This window comes from Acidiphilium acidophilum, from assembly GCF_033842475.1.
In the GTDB taxonomy this organism is placed as follows: Bacteria; Pseudomonadota; Alphaproteobacteria; order Acetobacterales; family Acetobacteraceae; genus Acidiphilium; species Acidiphilium acidophilum.
The window spans coordinates 1-15,363 of sequence record NZ_JAWXYB010000008.1 but is presented as its reverse complement, the minus strand read 5'-3'; the positions used below and the strand labels follow the sequence as shown (position 1 = coordinate 15,363).

Annotated in this window: 15 protein-coding genes; 14 read left to right on the top strand and 1 reads right to left on the bottom strand. The window is 66.2% G+C overall.

Annotated elements, in window-relative coordinates; all coding sequences use genetic code 11:
- Positions 1–3: 3 nt before the first annotated feature.
- From SIL87_RS01785 to SIL87_RS01730, 12 genes are all read left to right on the top strand, one after another.
- Positions 4–381, top strand: coding sequence for a type IV secretion system protein VirB3 (locus tag SIL87_RS01785; RefSeq protein ID WP_319612573.1), 378 nt, complete (start codon positions 4–6; stop codon positions 379–381).
- A complete protein-coding gene (locus SIL87_RS01780) occupies positions 371–2,863 on the top strand; it encodes a VirB4 family type IV secretion/conjugal transfer ATPase (protein ID WP_319612572.1) in 2,493 nt (830 codons plus the stop codon). Before SIL87_RS01785 ends, SIL87_RS01780 begins: the two co-directional genes overlap by 11 nt.
- A 12-nt stretch (positions 2,864–2,875) precedes the next feature.
- Positions 2,876–3,661, top strand: a complete 786-nt coding sequence (locus tag SIL87_RS01775) for a type IV secretion system protein (RefSeq protein WP_319612571.1) — start codon at positions 2,876–2,878, stop codon at positions 3,659–3,661.
- Positions 3,658–3,918, top strand: coding sequence for a hypothetical protein (locus SIL87_RS01770; RefSeq protein WP_319612570.1), 261 nt, complete (start codon positions 3,658–3,660; stop codon positions 3,916–3,918). Before SIL87_RS01775 ends, SIL87_RS01770 begins: the two co-directional genes overlap by 4 nt.
- 8 nt (positions 3,919–3,926) lie before the next feature.
- Complete coding sequence (locus SIL87_RS01765; protein WP_319612569.1) at positions 3,927–4,970, top strand: type IV secretion system protein; 1,044 nt, start codon at positions 3,927–3,929, stop codon at positions 4,968–4,970.
- Entirely contained in the window at positions 4,967–5,173 is a 207-nt protein-coding gene (locus SIL87_RS01760) for a type IV secretion system lipoprotein VirB7 (RefSeq protein WP_319612568.1), read from the top strand. Before SIL87_RS01765 ends, SIL87_RS01760 begins: the two co-directional genes overlap by 4 nt.
- Positions 5,170–5,940, top strand: a complete 771-nt coding sequence (locus SIL87_RS01755; RefSeq protein ID WP_319612567.1) for a type IV secretion system protein VirB8 — start codon at positions 5,170–5,172, stop codon at positions 5,938–5,940. Before SIL87_RS01760 ends, SIL87_RS01755 begins: the two co-directional genes overlap by 4 nt.
- Positions 5,937–6,950, top strand: a complete 1,014-nt coding sequence (locus tag SIL87_RS01750) for a TrbG/VirB9 family P-type conjugative transfer protein (RefSeq protein WP_319612566.1) — start codon at positions 5,937–5,939, stop codon at positions 6,948–6,950. Before SIL87_RS01755 ends, SIL87_RS01750 begins: the two co-directional genes overlap by 4 nt.
- On the top strand, positions 6,940–8,241 hold the full coding sequence (virB10, locus tag SIL87_RS01745) for a type IV secretion system protein VirB10 (RefSeq protein ID WP_319612565.1): 1,302 nt from the start codon (positions 6,940–6,942) through the stop codon (positions 8,239–8,241). Before SIL87_RS01750 ends, virB10 begins: the two co-directional genes overlap by 11 nt.
- Positions 8,238–9,302, top strand: coding sequence for a P-type DNA transfer ATPase VirB11 (virB11, locus tag SIL87_RS01740; protein ID WP_319612564.1), 1,065 nt, complete (start codon positions 8,238–8,240; stop codon positions 9,300–9,302). Before virB10 ends, virB11 begins: the two co-directional genes overlap by 4 nt.
- Complete coding sequence (locus SIL87_RS01735; RefSeq protein ID WP_319612563.1) at positions 9,302–11,137, top strand: type IV secretory system conjugative DNA transfer family protein; 1,836 nt, start codon at positions 9,302–9,304, stop codon at positions 11,135–11,137. The genes virB11 and SIL87_RS01735 overlap by 1 nt, the downstream gene beginning before the upstream one ends.
- Before the next feature lie 186 nt (positions 11,138–11,323).
- Positions 11,324–12,037 carry an IS1096 element passenger TnpR family protein gene (locus SIL87_RS01730; RefSeq protein WP_319612562.1) on the top strand — a complete coding sequence of 238 codons (714 nt, stop codon included), beginning with the start codon at positions 11,324–11,326 and terminating at the stop codon, positions 12,035–12,037.
- On the opposite strand, the gene SIL87_RS01725 is transcribed toward SIL87_RS01730, so the two are convergent.
- Positions 12,018–12,824, bottom strand: a complete 807-nt coding sequence (locus SIL87_RS01725; RefSeq protein WP_319612561.1) for a tyrosine-type recombinase/integrase — start codon at positions 12,822–12,824, stop codon at positions 12,018–12,020. The genes SIL87_RS01730 and SIL87_RS01725 overlap by 20 nt on opposite strands.
- A gap of 159 nt (positions 12,825–12,983) precedes the next feature.
- Between SIL87_RS01725 and SIL87_RS01720 the strand changes: the two genes are divergently transcribed.
- Together SIL87_RS01720 and tnpA are read left to right on the top strand one after the other, a co-directional pair.
- Positions 12,984–14,387 (top strand): ISKra4 family transposase, encoded by a 1,404-nt coding sequence (locus SIL87_RS01720; protein ID WP_319612560.1) that lies wholly within the window; start codon positions 12,984–12,986, stop codon positions 14,385–14,387.
- 461 nt (positions 14,388–14,848) lie between these two features.
- Positions 14,849–15,274, top strand: coding sequence for an IS66-like element accessory protein TnpA (tnpA, locus tag SIL87_RS01715; RefSeq protein WP_319612559.1), 426 nt, complete (start codon positions 14,849–14,851; stop codon positions 15,272–15,274).
- Positions 15,275–15,363 lie beyond the last annotated feature (89 nt).

Genomic DNA, 15,363 nt, shown 5'->3' with positions numbered 1-15,363 from the left:
ACCATGGAACCCCTCGACCACGATCCGCTGTTCGTGGCCGCCACCAGGCCGGCGCTGTTCCTCGGCCTGCCGATCGGTCTGGTCACCCTGTTCATGCTGGCCTTCGGCCTGATCATCGTCCTGATCCAGAACCCGTTCGATGAACTGATCCTGCTCCCCGCATGGCTCGCGGCGCGGCTCCTCGTCCGCTACGACTACAACGCGGTCAGGGTGGCCGGGCTGTGGCTCCAGACCAAGGCCCGCTCCCTCGATACCACCCACTGGGGCGGTGCCTCGCCCAGCCCGTTCCCGGTGCGGCTGCGCCGGAATGGCGGGCAGGGGAGGGGGCTCGCGGGCGGTTCCGCCGGGGTGACCGGGCAGGAGGCCGCCGATGCGCGGTAACACCGGCTGGTCGGAACGCGATGCCGCGCCCTATCTGCCCTATCTCGGCCATATCCGCCCCGAGGTGATGCTGCTCGACGATGGCAGTCTCCTCGCCATGGGCGAACTCGACGGCCTGCCCTGCGAACTGGCCGACGATGCCGAACGCAACGCCGTGACCCGCATGCTCAACGGGCTGTGGAAGACCATCGCCGATGATAACCTGACCATCGCCACCCATCTGATCCGCCATCGATCCGTGGCAGACCTGCCCCCCGGCGTATTCCCCAACGCATTTTCCGGAACGCTCGACCGGCTGTACCGGCAGCGCGTGCTGGCCGGGCGGCTCTATCAGAACCGCTATCTCCTGAGCGTCCTCGTCGCCCCGCGCAATCCAGCCGGCGGGGCGATCGGCGGACGCAGATTGACCCGCACCCTGGCCCGGCTGCGCCAGCAACCGGTCGGCGCCTCCGATCACCTGCTGCTCCAACTCGAGGACATCTGGGGCGCGATCAGCCGCACCCTCGACGCCTATGGCCTGCGCCGGCTCGGCTTGCGCGACGGGCGGGGGGGCGCGTTCCAGTTCAGCGCCATCGCCGAGGCCCTGCGGTTGATCCTCACCGGGGACTTCCTGCCGGTGCCGCTGGTCAGCGGCCCGATCGGCTCCGCGATCTACACCGATCAGGTGATCTTCGGGCGACGCGCCTACGAGATCCGCAGCCCCGGCACCCCACGCTTCGGCGCGATCTTCGGTCTGCGCGAATACCCCGCCGTGACCTTCCCCGGCATGCTCGACCACGTCCTCTCGCTGCCGTTCCCTCTGGTGCTCTCCCAGAGCTTCGGCTTCCTCGCCCGGCACGACGCCACCGGCAAACTCGCCCTCAAGCAGAACCAGATGACCGCCGCGGGCGACAAGGCGCTGTCACAGATCGATGAACTGACCGACGCCCAGGATCATCTTGCCTCGGGCCATCTCGCGATGGGGGCGCATCACCTCTCACTCGCGATCTACGCCGATACCATCGCCACGCTGAACGCTCAGGCCGGGATCGCCCGCACCGCGCTCGCCGATGCCGGCGCGGTCGCCGTGCAGGAGACGCTCGGCAACGAGGCGGCTTATTTCGCGCAGCTGCCGGGCAACACGGTCTGGCGCACCCGGCCCGGCGCGATCACCACCCGGAATTTCGCGGCCCTGTCGGGGTTCGATGCCTTCCCGCGCGGAGCTGCCCACGGTCACTGGGGGCCGGCGCTCGTACGGTTCAGAACCACCGCCGGCACGCCGTACGATTTTGTCCCCCATGTCGGCGATGTCGGCATGACCGCGATCTTCGGCAAGACCGGCCAGGGCAAGACCACGCTGATGCTGTTCCTGCTCGCCCTGTTCCCCCGGTATTTCACCGAACGCGGCGGCGCCGTGGTGTTCTTCGACAAGGATCGCGGCGGCGAACTGCTCTGCCGCGCGGTCGGCGGACGCTATCTCGAGATCCGCGGCGGGGTCGATAGCGGCCTCGCCCCGCTGCGCGGCCTCGAGGACAACTCGCAATCGGTCGCTTTTCTGGTGGACTGGGTCGGCGGGCTGATCACCCAGGATGGTCACGGCCCGCTGCCGCCCGACGACGAGGCCCGGCTCGCGCGCGGGATCGCCGCCCTGCTGCGGATGCCGCCGGCCCTGCGCTCCTTCGCCGGGCTGCGGCAGTTCCTCGACTGGCGCAACCCGCTGGGGGCCGGAGCCCGGCTCGAACGCTGGTGCCGGGGCGGCTCGCTCGGCTGGGCCTTCGATGGCGAGGCGGACCATGTCGCCCTCGACGCCGGCATGTGCGGCTTCGATCTGACCGCGATCCTGGAAAACCCGACCGTCTGCGCCCCGGCGGCCAGCTACCTGCTCCACCGCATCCGCAACGCCCTCGATGGCCGCCGCTTCGTGCTCTCCTGCGATGAGTTCAATTTCTACCTGCTCAACCCGCTCTTCGCCAAGATCTGGGCGGATTTCTACCTCACCGCCCGCAAGGCCAACGCCGTGGTCATGCTGGCCACCCAGGAACCCGGCCCGGTGCTCGCCTCACCGATGGGCCAGAGCATCCTCAACCAGTGCCAGACCCTGATCTTCTGCCCCACCCCCGGGGCCGATGAACGCGTCTATTGCGGCGGCCTGGCCGGCGGCCTCGCAACAGCGGGGGGCAGTGCCGGCGGAAGCGGCGGGGGCGGGGGTGCCGGTGCGCGCGGCGGTCCCGGCGCCGGCGGTCCCAGCCTGAACCTGACGGCGGGCGAGTTCCGCGCCCTGCGCGAGGATATGCTGCCCGGCTCGCGGCAATACCTGATCAAACGCGACAGCGGCTCGGTGATCGTGGATTTCGACATCGGCGCCATCCCCGAATGCGTCGCCGTCCTCTCCACCCGCAAAACCACCGCCGCCTTCGCCGAAGCCCTGCGCGCCGCACACGGCGACGCGCCGGAGGCCTGGCTGCCCGCCTTCATGTCCCGTTGCCACGAAGCCGTCGATTAGGAGATCCTGATCATGACCCGCCTGCGCCTGCGCCTGCTCTGCCTCGGATTGCTGGCCGGTACCGCCAGCCTCGCCGCACCCTTGGCCCTGTCGCCCCTGCTGAGCCCCGCCGCAGCCCAGGTCCCGGTGATCGACAACGCCGCCATCGCCCAGCTGCTCCAGCAACTCGCCGAAGCCCGCCAGCAATACCAGGAGGCGGTCAGCCAGTACCAGCAATTGCGCCAGACCTATGCCGCCCTGGCCCAGACGGTGAACCCGAACCAATGGGCGCAACAACTCGAACAGCCGGCCCTGCAGGACGCAATGCCGAACACCACGCTGCTGCCCGGCCTCCTGGCAGGGATCAGCCCGCCCTCCCAACTCGGCGGCACGCTCGGTACCCTGGCCCAGCAATACCTCAGCCAGAACCAGATCTATCTGCCGCAAGGGCAGGGGGTGCAGCCGACGCAGCTTCGCGATGAGGCCAACACCACAGCCGAGATCGAGGCGGTCGCCACCCGCAACCTGCAATCGCTGCAAACCCGGGAAGCCGCCCTGCCGCAGATCCAGGACCAGCTGAACTCCGCCACCACGATCCAGCAGGTCACCTCGATCCAGGCGCGGCTGACCGCTGAACAGAATTACGCCCAGGCCCAGACCGCCCAGGCCGAGAACCTCCAGGTGCTCGCCACCGAACAGCAGCAGGCCCGGCAGGCCGCCCAGACCGAAGCCTACCGTCAGGGCCTCGACCAGGGCATCGCCAATGAATGCGCCAACCTCGCCCGGCTCGGGGCGGCCACCACCGGGTGCAGCCCATGAACCTCAAACTCACCCTCGCGATCGGCGTGCTGATGGCGGCCTCGGCCGGGCTCGGCGGGTTCGTCGTCTATCAGCGCATCGACACCCGCATCGCCGTGCTGCGCTCCCCACCGGCCGGTCAGCGCGATTACACCCGGGGGCTCGATCAGGGCATCGCCGCGGAATGCGCCAACCTCAAGCGCCTCACCGGACACGAGCCAGCCGATTGCCACATATCAGCCGGATCGTCGGCTGATCCATCCCGAACAGGGGGCTGAGACCGGCCATGGGATTCAGCGGCAACACCACCTTCGAGTTTCTCTACAGCCAGTTCACCCTCTACGTGATCGATTCGATCAAATCCGTGGTCAGCGATGCCCTGGTCGCCGGCAATGCCCCGCTGCAAGCCGCGCTGGTGCTGATGATCATGGTGCTCGGCTTCGCCTTCTTCACCGGTCGGGCGGATCGCGGCTACCTGTTCAACCGCCTGATCCGCATGCTGATCGTGGTCACCTTCCTCAGCGTCTCCGGGGTCTATTTCCACGACGTCCAGGATCTGTTCCTGACCGGCATCCCCGATTTTCTGAACACCCATCTGATGGTCGGCGTCGCCCGGCCGCCCGGCTACACCACCACCAACCCGGGCGGAGCCTTCGATGTCGTGCTCACCCAGATCCTGCACGACAGCAATCTCGTGCTCAAGGAAAGCCCCTCGGGCATCCAGGGCATCATTCCAGGGTTCGAGATCCTGCTCTGCGAGGCCATCGCCATCCTCGCCCTGACCTTCATGTTCGCGATCTTCGTGGTGATCCAGACCCTGATGGGCATCGTCATCGTGCTCGGCCCGATGCTGATCCTGTTCTACCTGTTCGACTACACCAAACGGATCACCGATGGCTGGGTCGCCGCCCTGATCACCCTGGCCATCCTCACCGCCGCGATCGACGTGGTGATCGAGATCCTGCTGTTCCTGGTCAACACCGTCTACAGCGCAATCGTCCCCACCGGCCAATGGCAGACCGATCTCGCCTCCCTGCTCGGCGGCGCCGCCGCAATCCTCTGCATCGGCTTCGCGGTCGCGGTGCTGCCGCGGGTGATCGAAGCGGTCGGTGGCGGGGTCGCCACCGGCCTCGGCCTGGAATCCTCCCATCGCTGGCTGCGCGGCGCCCCGCTCACCGATCCACTCGCGCGCGGCGGTGCCCGCCATGGCGGCCGTGCGGCGGTCTGGTCCGGCCGGCTGGCCGCCTCCGGGATCGGGATCGGCGCGCAGCGCGTGCTCAACCGGGTTCGTAACCGCAACCGCAATCGCTCACCCAACGGAGGCGCATGATGACCTCACCCCCCCTGATCCAATCCCTCAGGCTCGCGCTGCGACCCATCCTGACCCTGCTCGCCGTCGCTGCCCTGCTGTCGGGCTGCGCCACCCCCCACGCGCTCGCGCGCGCCCGGGGGCCGGTCTTTGCGCTCAACGCCGGTCTATGGCACCCGACACCGGGCGAATTGCACCGCCTGCCGCAGGTGGCGCACCCATGAGCGCCGCCACCCTGGGTGCTGCCGGCATGCCGCCCTCCCGGTTGCCGGAACCGCCCCTGCCGGACCTCAAGCGGGAGGATGCCCGCACGTCAGCCGCCACCCCGGTCAGCGCCGACCGGCTGGCGGGCTATTACCGGCAGGTCGAAGACTTCCAGGCCCGCCAGGCGCGCGGCACCCGTCGCTGGAGCCGCATTGCCTGGACCATCGCCTTCGTCTCGCTCGCAACCAACCTCGCCCTCGCCGGCACGATCGCCGCCCTGCTGCCGCTGCAACGCCTGGTGCCGCTCTATCTCTGGCTCCGCCCCGACGGCACCGTCGACAGCACCACCCGGCTCTCGGCCCTGCCGCCGACCCAATCCAACGCCGTGCTGCGCGCGGCAATCTGGCAATATGTCCGCGACCGGCAATCCTACGATTTTCCGGACGCGCGGTATCGCTACAATGTCGTCTCGCTGATGTCGGCCCCCCGCGTGCTCGACGCCTATCAGCAGGGTTTCCTGCCCTCCAACCCCGCCAGCCCGCAGAACACCATCGGTCGCAAAGGCCAGATCAGCGTCTCGATGATCTCGATGTCCTTCGTGCGCCGCCACGTCGCCCTGGTCCGCTATCGGCGCACCGTGCTGATGGACGAGGCCATGCCGGTCACCACGACATGGACCGCAACCATCGCCTTCCGCACCGTCGCCAAACTGCCGCTCACAACCCGCCTCACCGATCCCGGCGGCCTGATCGTCACGAATTACCAGAATTCGGAGGATACCCCATGACCCCCTTTGCTCCGTGGACCGGCAAAACCGCCGGTCAGCGATCCCATGGACGCGTCCGCACCGGTGCCGGCCGCAGTCTCGGCCGCAGCCTCGGTCGCAGCCTCGGTCTCGGCACCATCATCGCCTGTCTCGCTTTGGCCCCCGCCGCCTGGGCGGTGCAGAACCCGCAACCCGGACACCGCGACAGCCGGGTGCGCTACGTGCCCTATGAGGCCGGCAATGTCGTCAACATCTGGACCGCCCCCGGCGCGGTGATGGTCGTCCAGTTCGCGCCGACCGAGAAAGTCGTCGCGGTCGCCGCTTCGGACAGCGTCTATCTCCACGCCCATCCGGTCGATAATTTCCTGTTCTTCAAGCCGATGGCCCTGCTCGCCGCCCAGCCGGTCGCCGTGCTCTGCCAGCGCGCCGACGGCACGCTGCGCCGCTACGATTTCCAGTTCGAGACCAGGACCGCCTCGCTCGGGGTCGGGGCCAATGTCGATTACACCGTGGTCTTCACCTATCCGCATCAGGACGCCGAACGCGCCCTGGCCGCCCGGCGGCAGGCCGAGGCGCGCGAGATCCAGCAGGCCACCAAGGACCGGCTGGCAGAGCGGATGGCGGTGATGTCGGCCCGCACCGTCAACCGCTACCAGGGACCGCGTAATTACCACTATGCCGCGCGCGGCGATCGGGCGCTGGCCCCCGCCGAAGTCTGGGACAGCGGTTATTCCACCGTGTTCCGCTTCCCCGGTACCCAGCGCATCCCCGCGATCTTCGCTCTTCAGCCGGACGGCAAGGAGGCCACGGTCAATCTCTCGGTCCATGGCGATACCGTCGTGGTCCCCGGCACCGCCCCGGAATGGCGGCTGCGCGATGGCCATACCGTGCTCGATATCTACGACCTCGCCTACACCCCGATCGGTGCCACCCCCGGCACCCACACGATCAGCCCCGCGGTGCAGCGGCTGATCCGCACGCCGGATCACCAGGATCACCCGGATCGCCCGGAGACCGAAGATGGCCAGTGACGATACCCACCGGCTGAGCTGGGGACCGGACCCGGACGCCGCCACCCCGGACTCCCCCACCCCGGACTCCCCCGCCAGCGATCGCACCGATGATCCGGCTTCATCGTCCCGTCCAGGGTCGCATGCCCGGGCCGGGCGGGGGGCAGGGGATGGCGCAAGGACAGGCGCGGGGGCAACGAGGGGCGCGGCATCGCCGGTGGAGCATGAGATCTCACCCGTCGCCGGTCCCGGCCCGGGTCTGACCAGCGGCCGCAAGCTCGGCATCCTGCTCGCCGGCGGGGTCGCCGCCCTCGGCGTCATCGCGATCACCCATCTGCCGGGTCATCACCGCACGACCAGAGCGCACAGCTCACTTGATGCCGGCGCATTCGGTCGGCCGTTCCAGGCACCGCCCGCACCACCGCCCACCCCGCCCGCGATCACCAAAACCGCCCTGCCGATGCCGGCCCCCCATCCTGCCGCGCCCTTCGCCCTCGGTTTGCGGCAACCGCAGGAGACCGCCGCGATAAAGGCGCTCAAGGCGCCGATCTTCGCCTATCAGGGAGGCGGCGCGGTCCCGCCCCAGGGCAGTACCGGGACAGATCATGTGGCGGGGGGCGGATCAGGCCGCGGAGCCGGCGGTCTGGCGGGGAAGGCCGCAGGGGCAGGTCGTGCCCTCACGGGTGATCTGACGCCCTCCCGCTTCGCCCGTGTCGATGCCCGGCTGATCGCCCATCCGAATTTTACCCTCGCCGCCGGCACCATCATTCCCTGCACGCTGCAGACCGCGATCGATTCCGGCCTGCCCGGCTTCGTCAAATGCATCCTGCCGCAATCGGTCCGCAGCATGACCGGCGCGGTGACCCTGCTCGATCGCGGCACCCAGGTGATCGGTCAGATCCAGCAGGGTCTGATCCAGGGTCAGGACCGGCTGTTCATCCTCTGGACCCGCGCCGTCACCCCGCAGAACGTCGCGGTCGATCTCGCCTCCCCGGCCGCCGGCGCGCGCGGCCGGGCCGGCGTGTCGGGGGCGGTCGACAATCATTTCATGGAGCGGTTCGGGGCTGCGATCATGCTCTCGGTCATCGGCGGCAGCCTCCAGGCCGCCTCCAACGCCGCCCAGACCGGCTCGGGTAATTCCTACTTCCAGTACCTCAACACCAACACCAACCAGATCGCCAACACCGCCCTGCAATCGACCATCGATATCCCGCCCACCCTGCGCAAGAACCAGGGCGACAATGTCTCGATCTTCGTCGCCCGCGATCTGAATTTCTCTCACGTCTACAAGCTCGCGCTGGTCAAGCCATGAACATCATCGTCCACGACGGCGCTGTGGCCGAAAGTCCTGCCGCACCACTGCTGCGCTACCTGCTGGCGCCGATCCAGCCCTGGCTCAATGATCCCGCCACCGAGGAACTCTGCATCAACCGGCCCGGTGAATGCTGGGTGCGCCAACGCGGCGTATTCGAGCGGTTCAAGGTGCCGCTCGATCTCCCGGCACTCGAGGATATCGCCACCCTCGCCGGCGCGCTGCGGCGCCAGGATGTCGGCGGCACAACCCCCCTCTGTGCCACCGAATTGCCGGGCGGCGAGCGCCTGCAGGTGTGCATCCCGCCCGTGGTGCCGCACGGCACGATCAGCCTGACCCTGCGCAAGCCCAGTGCCTCGGTTGCACCGATATCATCGGTCGGCTCCCGCTACCGGAGCGAGGGCTGGAACCAATGGTCCCGGCGGGACGCGCGGCACGATCCCGGCCCGCTGCTCGCGCTGTTCGATGCCGGGGATCTCGAAGGCTTCCTCGCGGCCGCCGTGCAGGCCAGGCTGACCATCCTGCTCTGTGGCGCCACCGGCTCGGGCAAGACCACCATGAGCAAGACGCTGATCGCCGCAATCCCGCTCTCGGAGCGCATCATCACCATCGAGGATGCGCTGGAACTGGTGATCCCCCAGCCCAACCATGTCCGCCTGCTCTACTCGAAAGACCGTCTGTCGGCCGCCCCGATCGATGCCGAAGCCCTGCTCCAGGCCAGTCTGCGGATGCGGCCCGATCGCGTGCTGTTGCAGGAGCTGCGCGACGATGCCGCCTGGACCTACGTCAACGAAGTCGTCTCCGGCCATCCCGGCTCGATCACCACCATCCACGGCCGCTACCCCGATCAGGCCTTCAAGCGGCTGTTCGCCCTGGTCAAAGCCTCGGCCCGAGGCGCGTCCTTCGATGACCGGACCCTGTGCGACCTGCTCACCGCGGCGGTCGATCTGATCATCCCCTTCGAAACCCACGGCACCACCTATCGGATCAACGAGGTCTGGTTTGCCGCCGATGCCGCCCGCCGTGGTGAAACCGCTGCCGATCTGCTGCGAAGCCGCTGATGCGCGGCGGGTTTCCCGCAAAGCTGATCCTCGGGGCCCTGCTCGGCCTCGCCCTGTTCACCATCCTCGCCTCGCTGATCTTCCTGATCGGCACCGGCCTGTTCTGGCAATTCCAACACCCGTTCTTCCAATGGTGGCTCTACCTGTTCGAAGCCGGCGGCAATCCCGCCGTGCGGGTCTGGCTGATCGTGAGCGGTCTGGCCGGAGCCGCTGGTCCGCTCCTGCTGGGCGGCAGTTATCTGGTCCGGCGACTGATCCGGGGGCGCGCCGTCCAGGGCTGGTCGCTCCGGCGAGACCAGCCGGCGGCAAAACCGGTGGTCGGGCCGATCCGCAGCCCGACCGATAATCACGGCCACGCCCGCTGGATGACCTTCGATGAGGCCCACGATCTCTGGCCCGGCCCCGCGCGGGGCTATGGCGGCATCGTCGTCGGGGAAGCCTATGCCGTCCACGAGGACAACACCGCCACCGGGCGGTTCCGCCCGCGCGACCCGAAGACCTGGGGGCAGGGGGGTCAGGCGCCCTTGCTGATCGACCCCTGCGAGCAGGGTTCGACCCATAGCCTGATCATCGCGGGATCGGGAGCCTACAAAACCGTCAGCGCCGTCTCCACCCTGCTGAGCTGGACCGGCTCGGCGGTCGTGCTCGATCCCTCGACTGAATTAGCACCCATGCTCCGCGCCGATCGCGAGCGGCTGGGGCACAAGGTCTTCGCGTTGAACCCGCGCACCGCCCCCACCGTAGGCTTCAACGTGCTCGACTGGATCGATATCGCCTCGCCGATGGCCGAGATCGACGTGCGCGCCGTCGTCGAATGGGTCTGCGGCGATCGCGGTCCCGAGGACCGGGCGGATTTCTTCAGATCGCGCGGCAAGGCGCTGGTCACCTGCCTGCTCGCCGATCTGCTCTGGGATGACCGGCTCGCACCTGAAGAGAAGACACTGCGCACCCTGCGCGCGCGGGTTTCCGTGCCGGAGCCGGCAATGCGCACGGTGCTGAAAAAGATCCACACCGGATCGAACAGCCCGATGGCGCGGGACATGGCCGGGGCCCTGAAAGACCTCGTCGCCGAGACCTTCTCGGGCATCTATGCCAATGCCGATGAGGCGACCGCCTGGCTCGCCAGCGCGACCTTCGCCGATCTGGTCTCGGGCAGCTCGTTCCAGAGCCGCGATCTGATCGCCGGCAAGACCACGATCTTCGTCGGCATTCCGCTCAAGGCGCTGGACAGCGCCCCGGCGGTTGCCCGCGTGATCATCGGTGCGCTGCTGAACGCCGCCTACGAGGCCGACGGCGCGATCGAGGGACGGGTGCTCTATCTGCTCGACGAGGTGTTCCGCCTCGGGCCGATGGCGGTGATCAACACCGCCCGCGACGCCGGGCGCAAATACGGCATCACCCTGCATCTGATCTACCAGTCGGTCGGCCAGATCATCCAGCAATGGGGTCCGGAAGGAAAACGCGCCTGGTACGACACCGTGTCCTGGCGGGCCTATGCCGCGGTGAAGGACGAGGAGACCGCCAGGGAACTCGCGGCCACCATCGGCGAATACGGCGTCCTCGCCTGGTCCGAGGGCCACAACAGCGGCACCCATGGCAAGGGGCTGGAACCGGGGTCACGGTCGAAGGGCGAGACCCGGAACTACCACGAGACCAGGCGTCAGCTCGCCCGGCCCGAAGAGCTCATGCACGATGCCCGCGAGGACGAGCAGTTCGTGATCCCAAAGGGTGGGCGACCGCTGCGCTGCGGGCGGGCGTTGTATTTCAGGCGGGCGAAATTCGCCCGACGGGTAAAGGAAAGTCGGTTTGCCGGGGCAGAGGTGTCAACTCATTGAACAAATATAGAACGGGTTAACGGATCTCGGGCCCAAATAGCCCATGTCGTGAACAGATAAATTATCTGCAAAATTACGTTATGGTCCAGGATATTTGTTAATATATCGATACATTTATTAAGGAGACTCCATGAAGGGGAGCATAAGGATCTGTGGGGTATGAGCGAGATCGGGTAATCTGGGTGGATGAAGCGAACGCTGAAATCGACACTGCCAAAGGAATGCTCGGCGGCATCCGCCTCATCGGAGCCGGAATCGATCGTGCAGATCAAGGTTTGGCTGCATGGGATCAGCCCGATGGTCTGGCGGCGCGTTCTGGTGCCCTCGACGCTCACTCTTCGTGAATTGCATGGGGTGATCCAGGTTGCGATGGGCTGGGACGGCATTCATCTTTATCAATTCTGCCTCCGCGCCGCGGAATACGGTTCGGTGGAGCTTTCGGCGTCCTCGCCCGACGTGACGCTGGCAGCGCTCCGGCTTCGAAAGAACGCCCGGTTTACCTATGAATATGATCTGAACATTCCCTGGCGCCACGAGGTTCGCATTGAGGGCTGGCTCAACCCTGGGGACGGCAAAGCATATCCTGCTTGTGTCGCCGGGGATGGTGCCTGCCCACCGGAGGATTGTGGCGGCCCGGATGCCTTCATGGTCAATCGGGATGGTATCCTGTCGATGGATGGCCTGGAGGATCTGGGCACCATGATCGATATCATCGAGGGCGTTGTCCTTGAGGGCCGTCAGGAAATTCTCAACGATGAGGAGGCGATGTGGCGGCTGGAACAGGCTGTCGATCGCAGTCATGCGCGGGAACGTGCCCGAGGCCGGCCATTTTCACGACGCGCGGTAAACGCCCGACTTCGCCGCGCCGAGTATCGGGAGCTTATGCACCAGCAATGCTGACACGAGCCGCCCTGCGCTGCGCGAGCAGTTCGGCGGCCAGCAGCGCCGCCTCATCGCCACGTTGCTGTCGAATGCCGGAGATCAGTGCGTGAGCTGCCGGGTCAGTGAGTTGGTCGAACCGGCGCTGCAGCGTTGCCGCCGTGGTTTCGGCATACAAGCGCGTTGTGGCGATGCTTTCGTGACCGAGGAAGCGCTGTAGATCGGTGATGTCCATGCCCAGCGCAAGCAATCGAGTGGCGACCGTGTGACGCAGCAGATGCGGGTACACCCGCTTGGTGATCCCTGCCGCGCTGGCGACGTCCCGCACAATCTGGCCGACCCGCTGGCGGGTTAACACGTGGGGTATCGGGCCGGACCCCTGCTGGCGGCTGACGAAGAGCGGTCCGGCGCGGCGCGCGGCGATGTGCAGCCGAAGCAACTGCGCCAGATCACGCCGGATCGGCACCTCGCGACGTTTGCCGCCCTTGCCCTGGCGGATTACGACCATGCGCTCGACCAAACTGACATCCTCGACCCGAAGCTGCACCAGTTCGGAGGCTCGCGCACCGGTTTCCAGCAAGGTCTGGAGCATCAGCCCGATCCTGCCATCCCGTGCGTATGCCTGATCGAGAAAGCGAAGTTCTTCCTCGACGGTCAGCCTGTCCACACTCCCGCGCCGCTCGGGCGGTGCCCGCAGGCCAGCACGTTGCCTCGCCGCCCGGAACACAGCCTTGCTCTGAGCATAGTCCACCCCCTCGCGAACGAGCACGGTGGCAATGGCAGTGGCGGCGCGGGTGATGGAAGCCATAATTCAGTTTGCTATCTTTCGGTCGGAATGCAAACTGATGGTTCTTTGGGGCTAGGCCGGTGGCGAAATCGGGTGTCGCACAGGCTGTCGGCTTTCCACTCCGGCGCTTGTGGAAAACTCGCCCCGTCCGCACCGCCAGCTCGAAATGGGAGATATACAATGCGTGTCAGTGTCCTGCTCCAGATCACCGATGATGAGGGTGTTGCCCGTGCGGCCGAACCAGTTGCCGTGTTTGAAAAAGCGACAGAACGACCGGAAGACGTGGGTTTGTCGATCAGCGAGGGGAAAACTCTTATGACGGCTGTCCAGCGCCGGATCGTCGGGTCTCAGGTCGCATCGTGGACGGCGCGTCACCGGAATTGCCAAGCGTGTGGTGCCCGGCAGCGCAGTAAAGGCAATTATCCGCTCATATTTCGAACGCTGTATGGCGACGTGCCGCTTGCCGGTCTGCGATTGCATCGCTGCCCGTGCCAAGGCGATCATGGGCCAGCCACAACGTCACCGTTGGGCGAGTTCTTCCCGGAGCACATTGCCCCGGAACGGCTGTATCTGGAGACGCGCTGGTCATCGCTCGTACCCTATGCGGCCGCGGCGGGACTGATGGCTGACATCCTGCCGATCGCATCAGGCGCAAACGCGACGACGTTGCGCGACCACACCTTGCGCGTCGCGGCGCGCGCTGAGGCCGAACTGGGGGAAGAGCGACCTTGCTTCATCGATGGTTGCCCGGCGGAATGGGCCAAGCTGCCGATACCGGAAGGCAGGATCGTGGTCGGTCTTGATGGCGGCTACGTTCGGAATTGGGAAGAAAAGAAGACAAACTTCGAGCTGATCGTCGGACGGTCGATTCCCGAGGATCGCGCACCCCGCTACGTCGGCATGGTGCATGGATACGATTGCAAACCAAAGCGCCGCCTATTTGAAATGCTCAAGAGCCAGGGCTTACAGGCGAACCAGGACGTCACCTTTTTGACCGACGGCGGGGAGGAGGTTCGCGCATTGACCGAACTGGTTACTCCGATAGCCGAGCATGTCCTGGACTGGTTTCACATCACCATGCGGATCACCGTGCTTGGCCAGTTTGCAAAGGGGGTGGGGCAGCGGAACGAAGCAATCGGGGCCCGGCTGGCCAGCGAACTCGATCGCATCAAATGGAAGCTCTGGCACGGAAACGGGCACGGCGCCCGCGAGCTGATCAACGATTTTGAAACCGACCTTGCCGATCTCGACGTGGACTACCCCAATCTTCGAAAATTCATCACGCTCGCCCGTGAGTTCGGGGTCTATATCACCTCAAATCTGGCCAGCCTGATCAACTACGGCGAACGATATCGATCTGGCGAGCGGATATCCTCGGCATTCGTTGAGGCGACAGTTAATGCCGTGGTGAGCAAGCGGTTCGCCAAAAAGCAGCAGATGCAGTGGACCCGGCGCGGGGCACATCTGCTCCTACAGACCCGCACCCGGACACTCGACGGAACGCTGCGCTCAACCTTTGAACGCTGGCATCCTGGCATGGCCAATGACAATGGAGGCCACGCTGATCATGCCGCCGTGGCGTGAATACCCCACAGAACCTTATGCTCCCCATGAAAGCATCTGGATTATATTTGCGAACGCGAGGCTATAGTATTGCTCATTCCCCTATCATGCTGACCGCATGACTGGTTCCCCTGCACGACTGTTCAACGCTTTGGTATAGCGAGCAGTGAGAGGAGATATCGGACGTCGGCGAGTGCTGCGCGGTATCGGTCCTGTCTCATGGTGCCGGTCCCCCGCAGGCAGCAATGCCGCATGCCGACGGAAGGCCGCCTCCACCGCCACCGGATCAAGCCTCTGGATGATGTAGCGTATCGAGGTATGGGAAGGCGCGCGGCGCCATTTCAGTGCGAAGCTGCGGTTCAGTGTGCGGGATGGATGTCGATGAAGGGTAACCATCCGGTCTGAGCCGCCTGCCGCTACGGGAAGAAGCGGCTCATAAGAGCGCTGCTATGAGCTGATTCATATGCAGGGAGCTGTGGCGGATGGAGATCATCACGGGGGCTGAGCGCCGGCGTCGCTGGCGGGATGAGGACAAGCTTCGGATTGTCGCGGAAGCTGAGGCACCGGATTCTGTATTTGCCTTGGTGGCACGGCGGCACGAGATTTCGCGAGGGCAGTTGTGGAAATGGCGCGGGCAGGTTCGGCGCGGTGAGTTGGCGCCAGTGCGGGTGGAGCCGGAGTTCATTCCGGTCCGCGTGATGGCGAGTGCGGCGCTGTCGATGCCGCGGGCATTGGGCAAATCAGCGGCGGTAAACGAGTCTGGCGGCGAGCCGGTACCTCAAAGCCGAGCGACGCGATCGGATCCGAGCCGGATTGAGATCGTGCTGCCGGACGGCACCTGTGTTCGGGTTGATGACGGGGTTGGGATTGCCGCCTTGCGTCGTGTGATGACGGCGGTGCGGCGATGATCCCGGTTCCGGCCGGCGTACGGATCTGGCTGGCGTCGGGCCATACGGATATGGGTGGTGTAACCTGACGTCTGGAAATTCATTTTGGG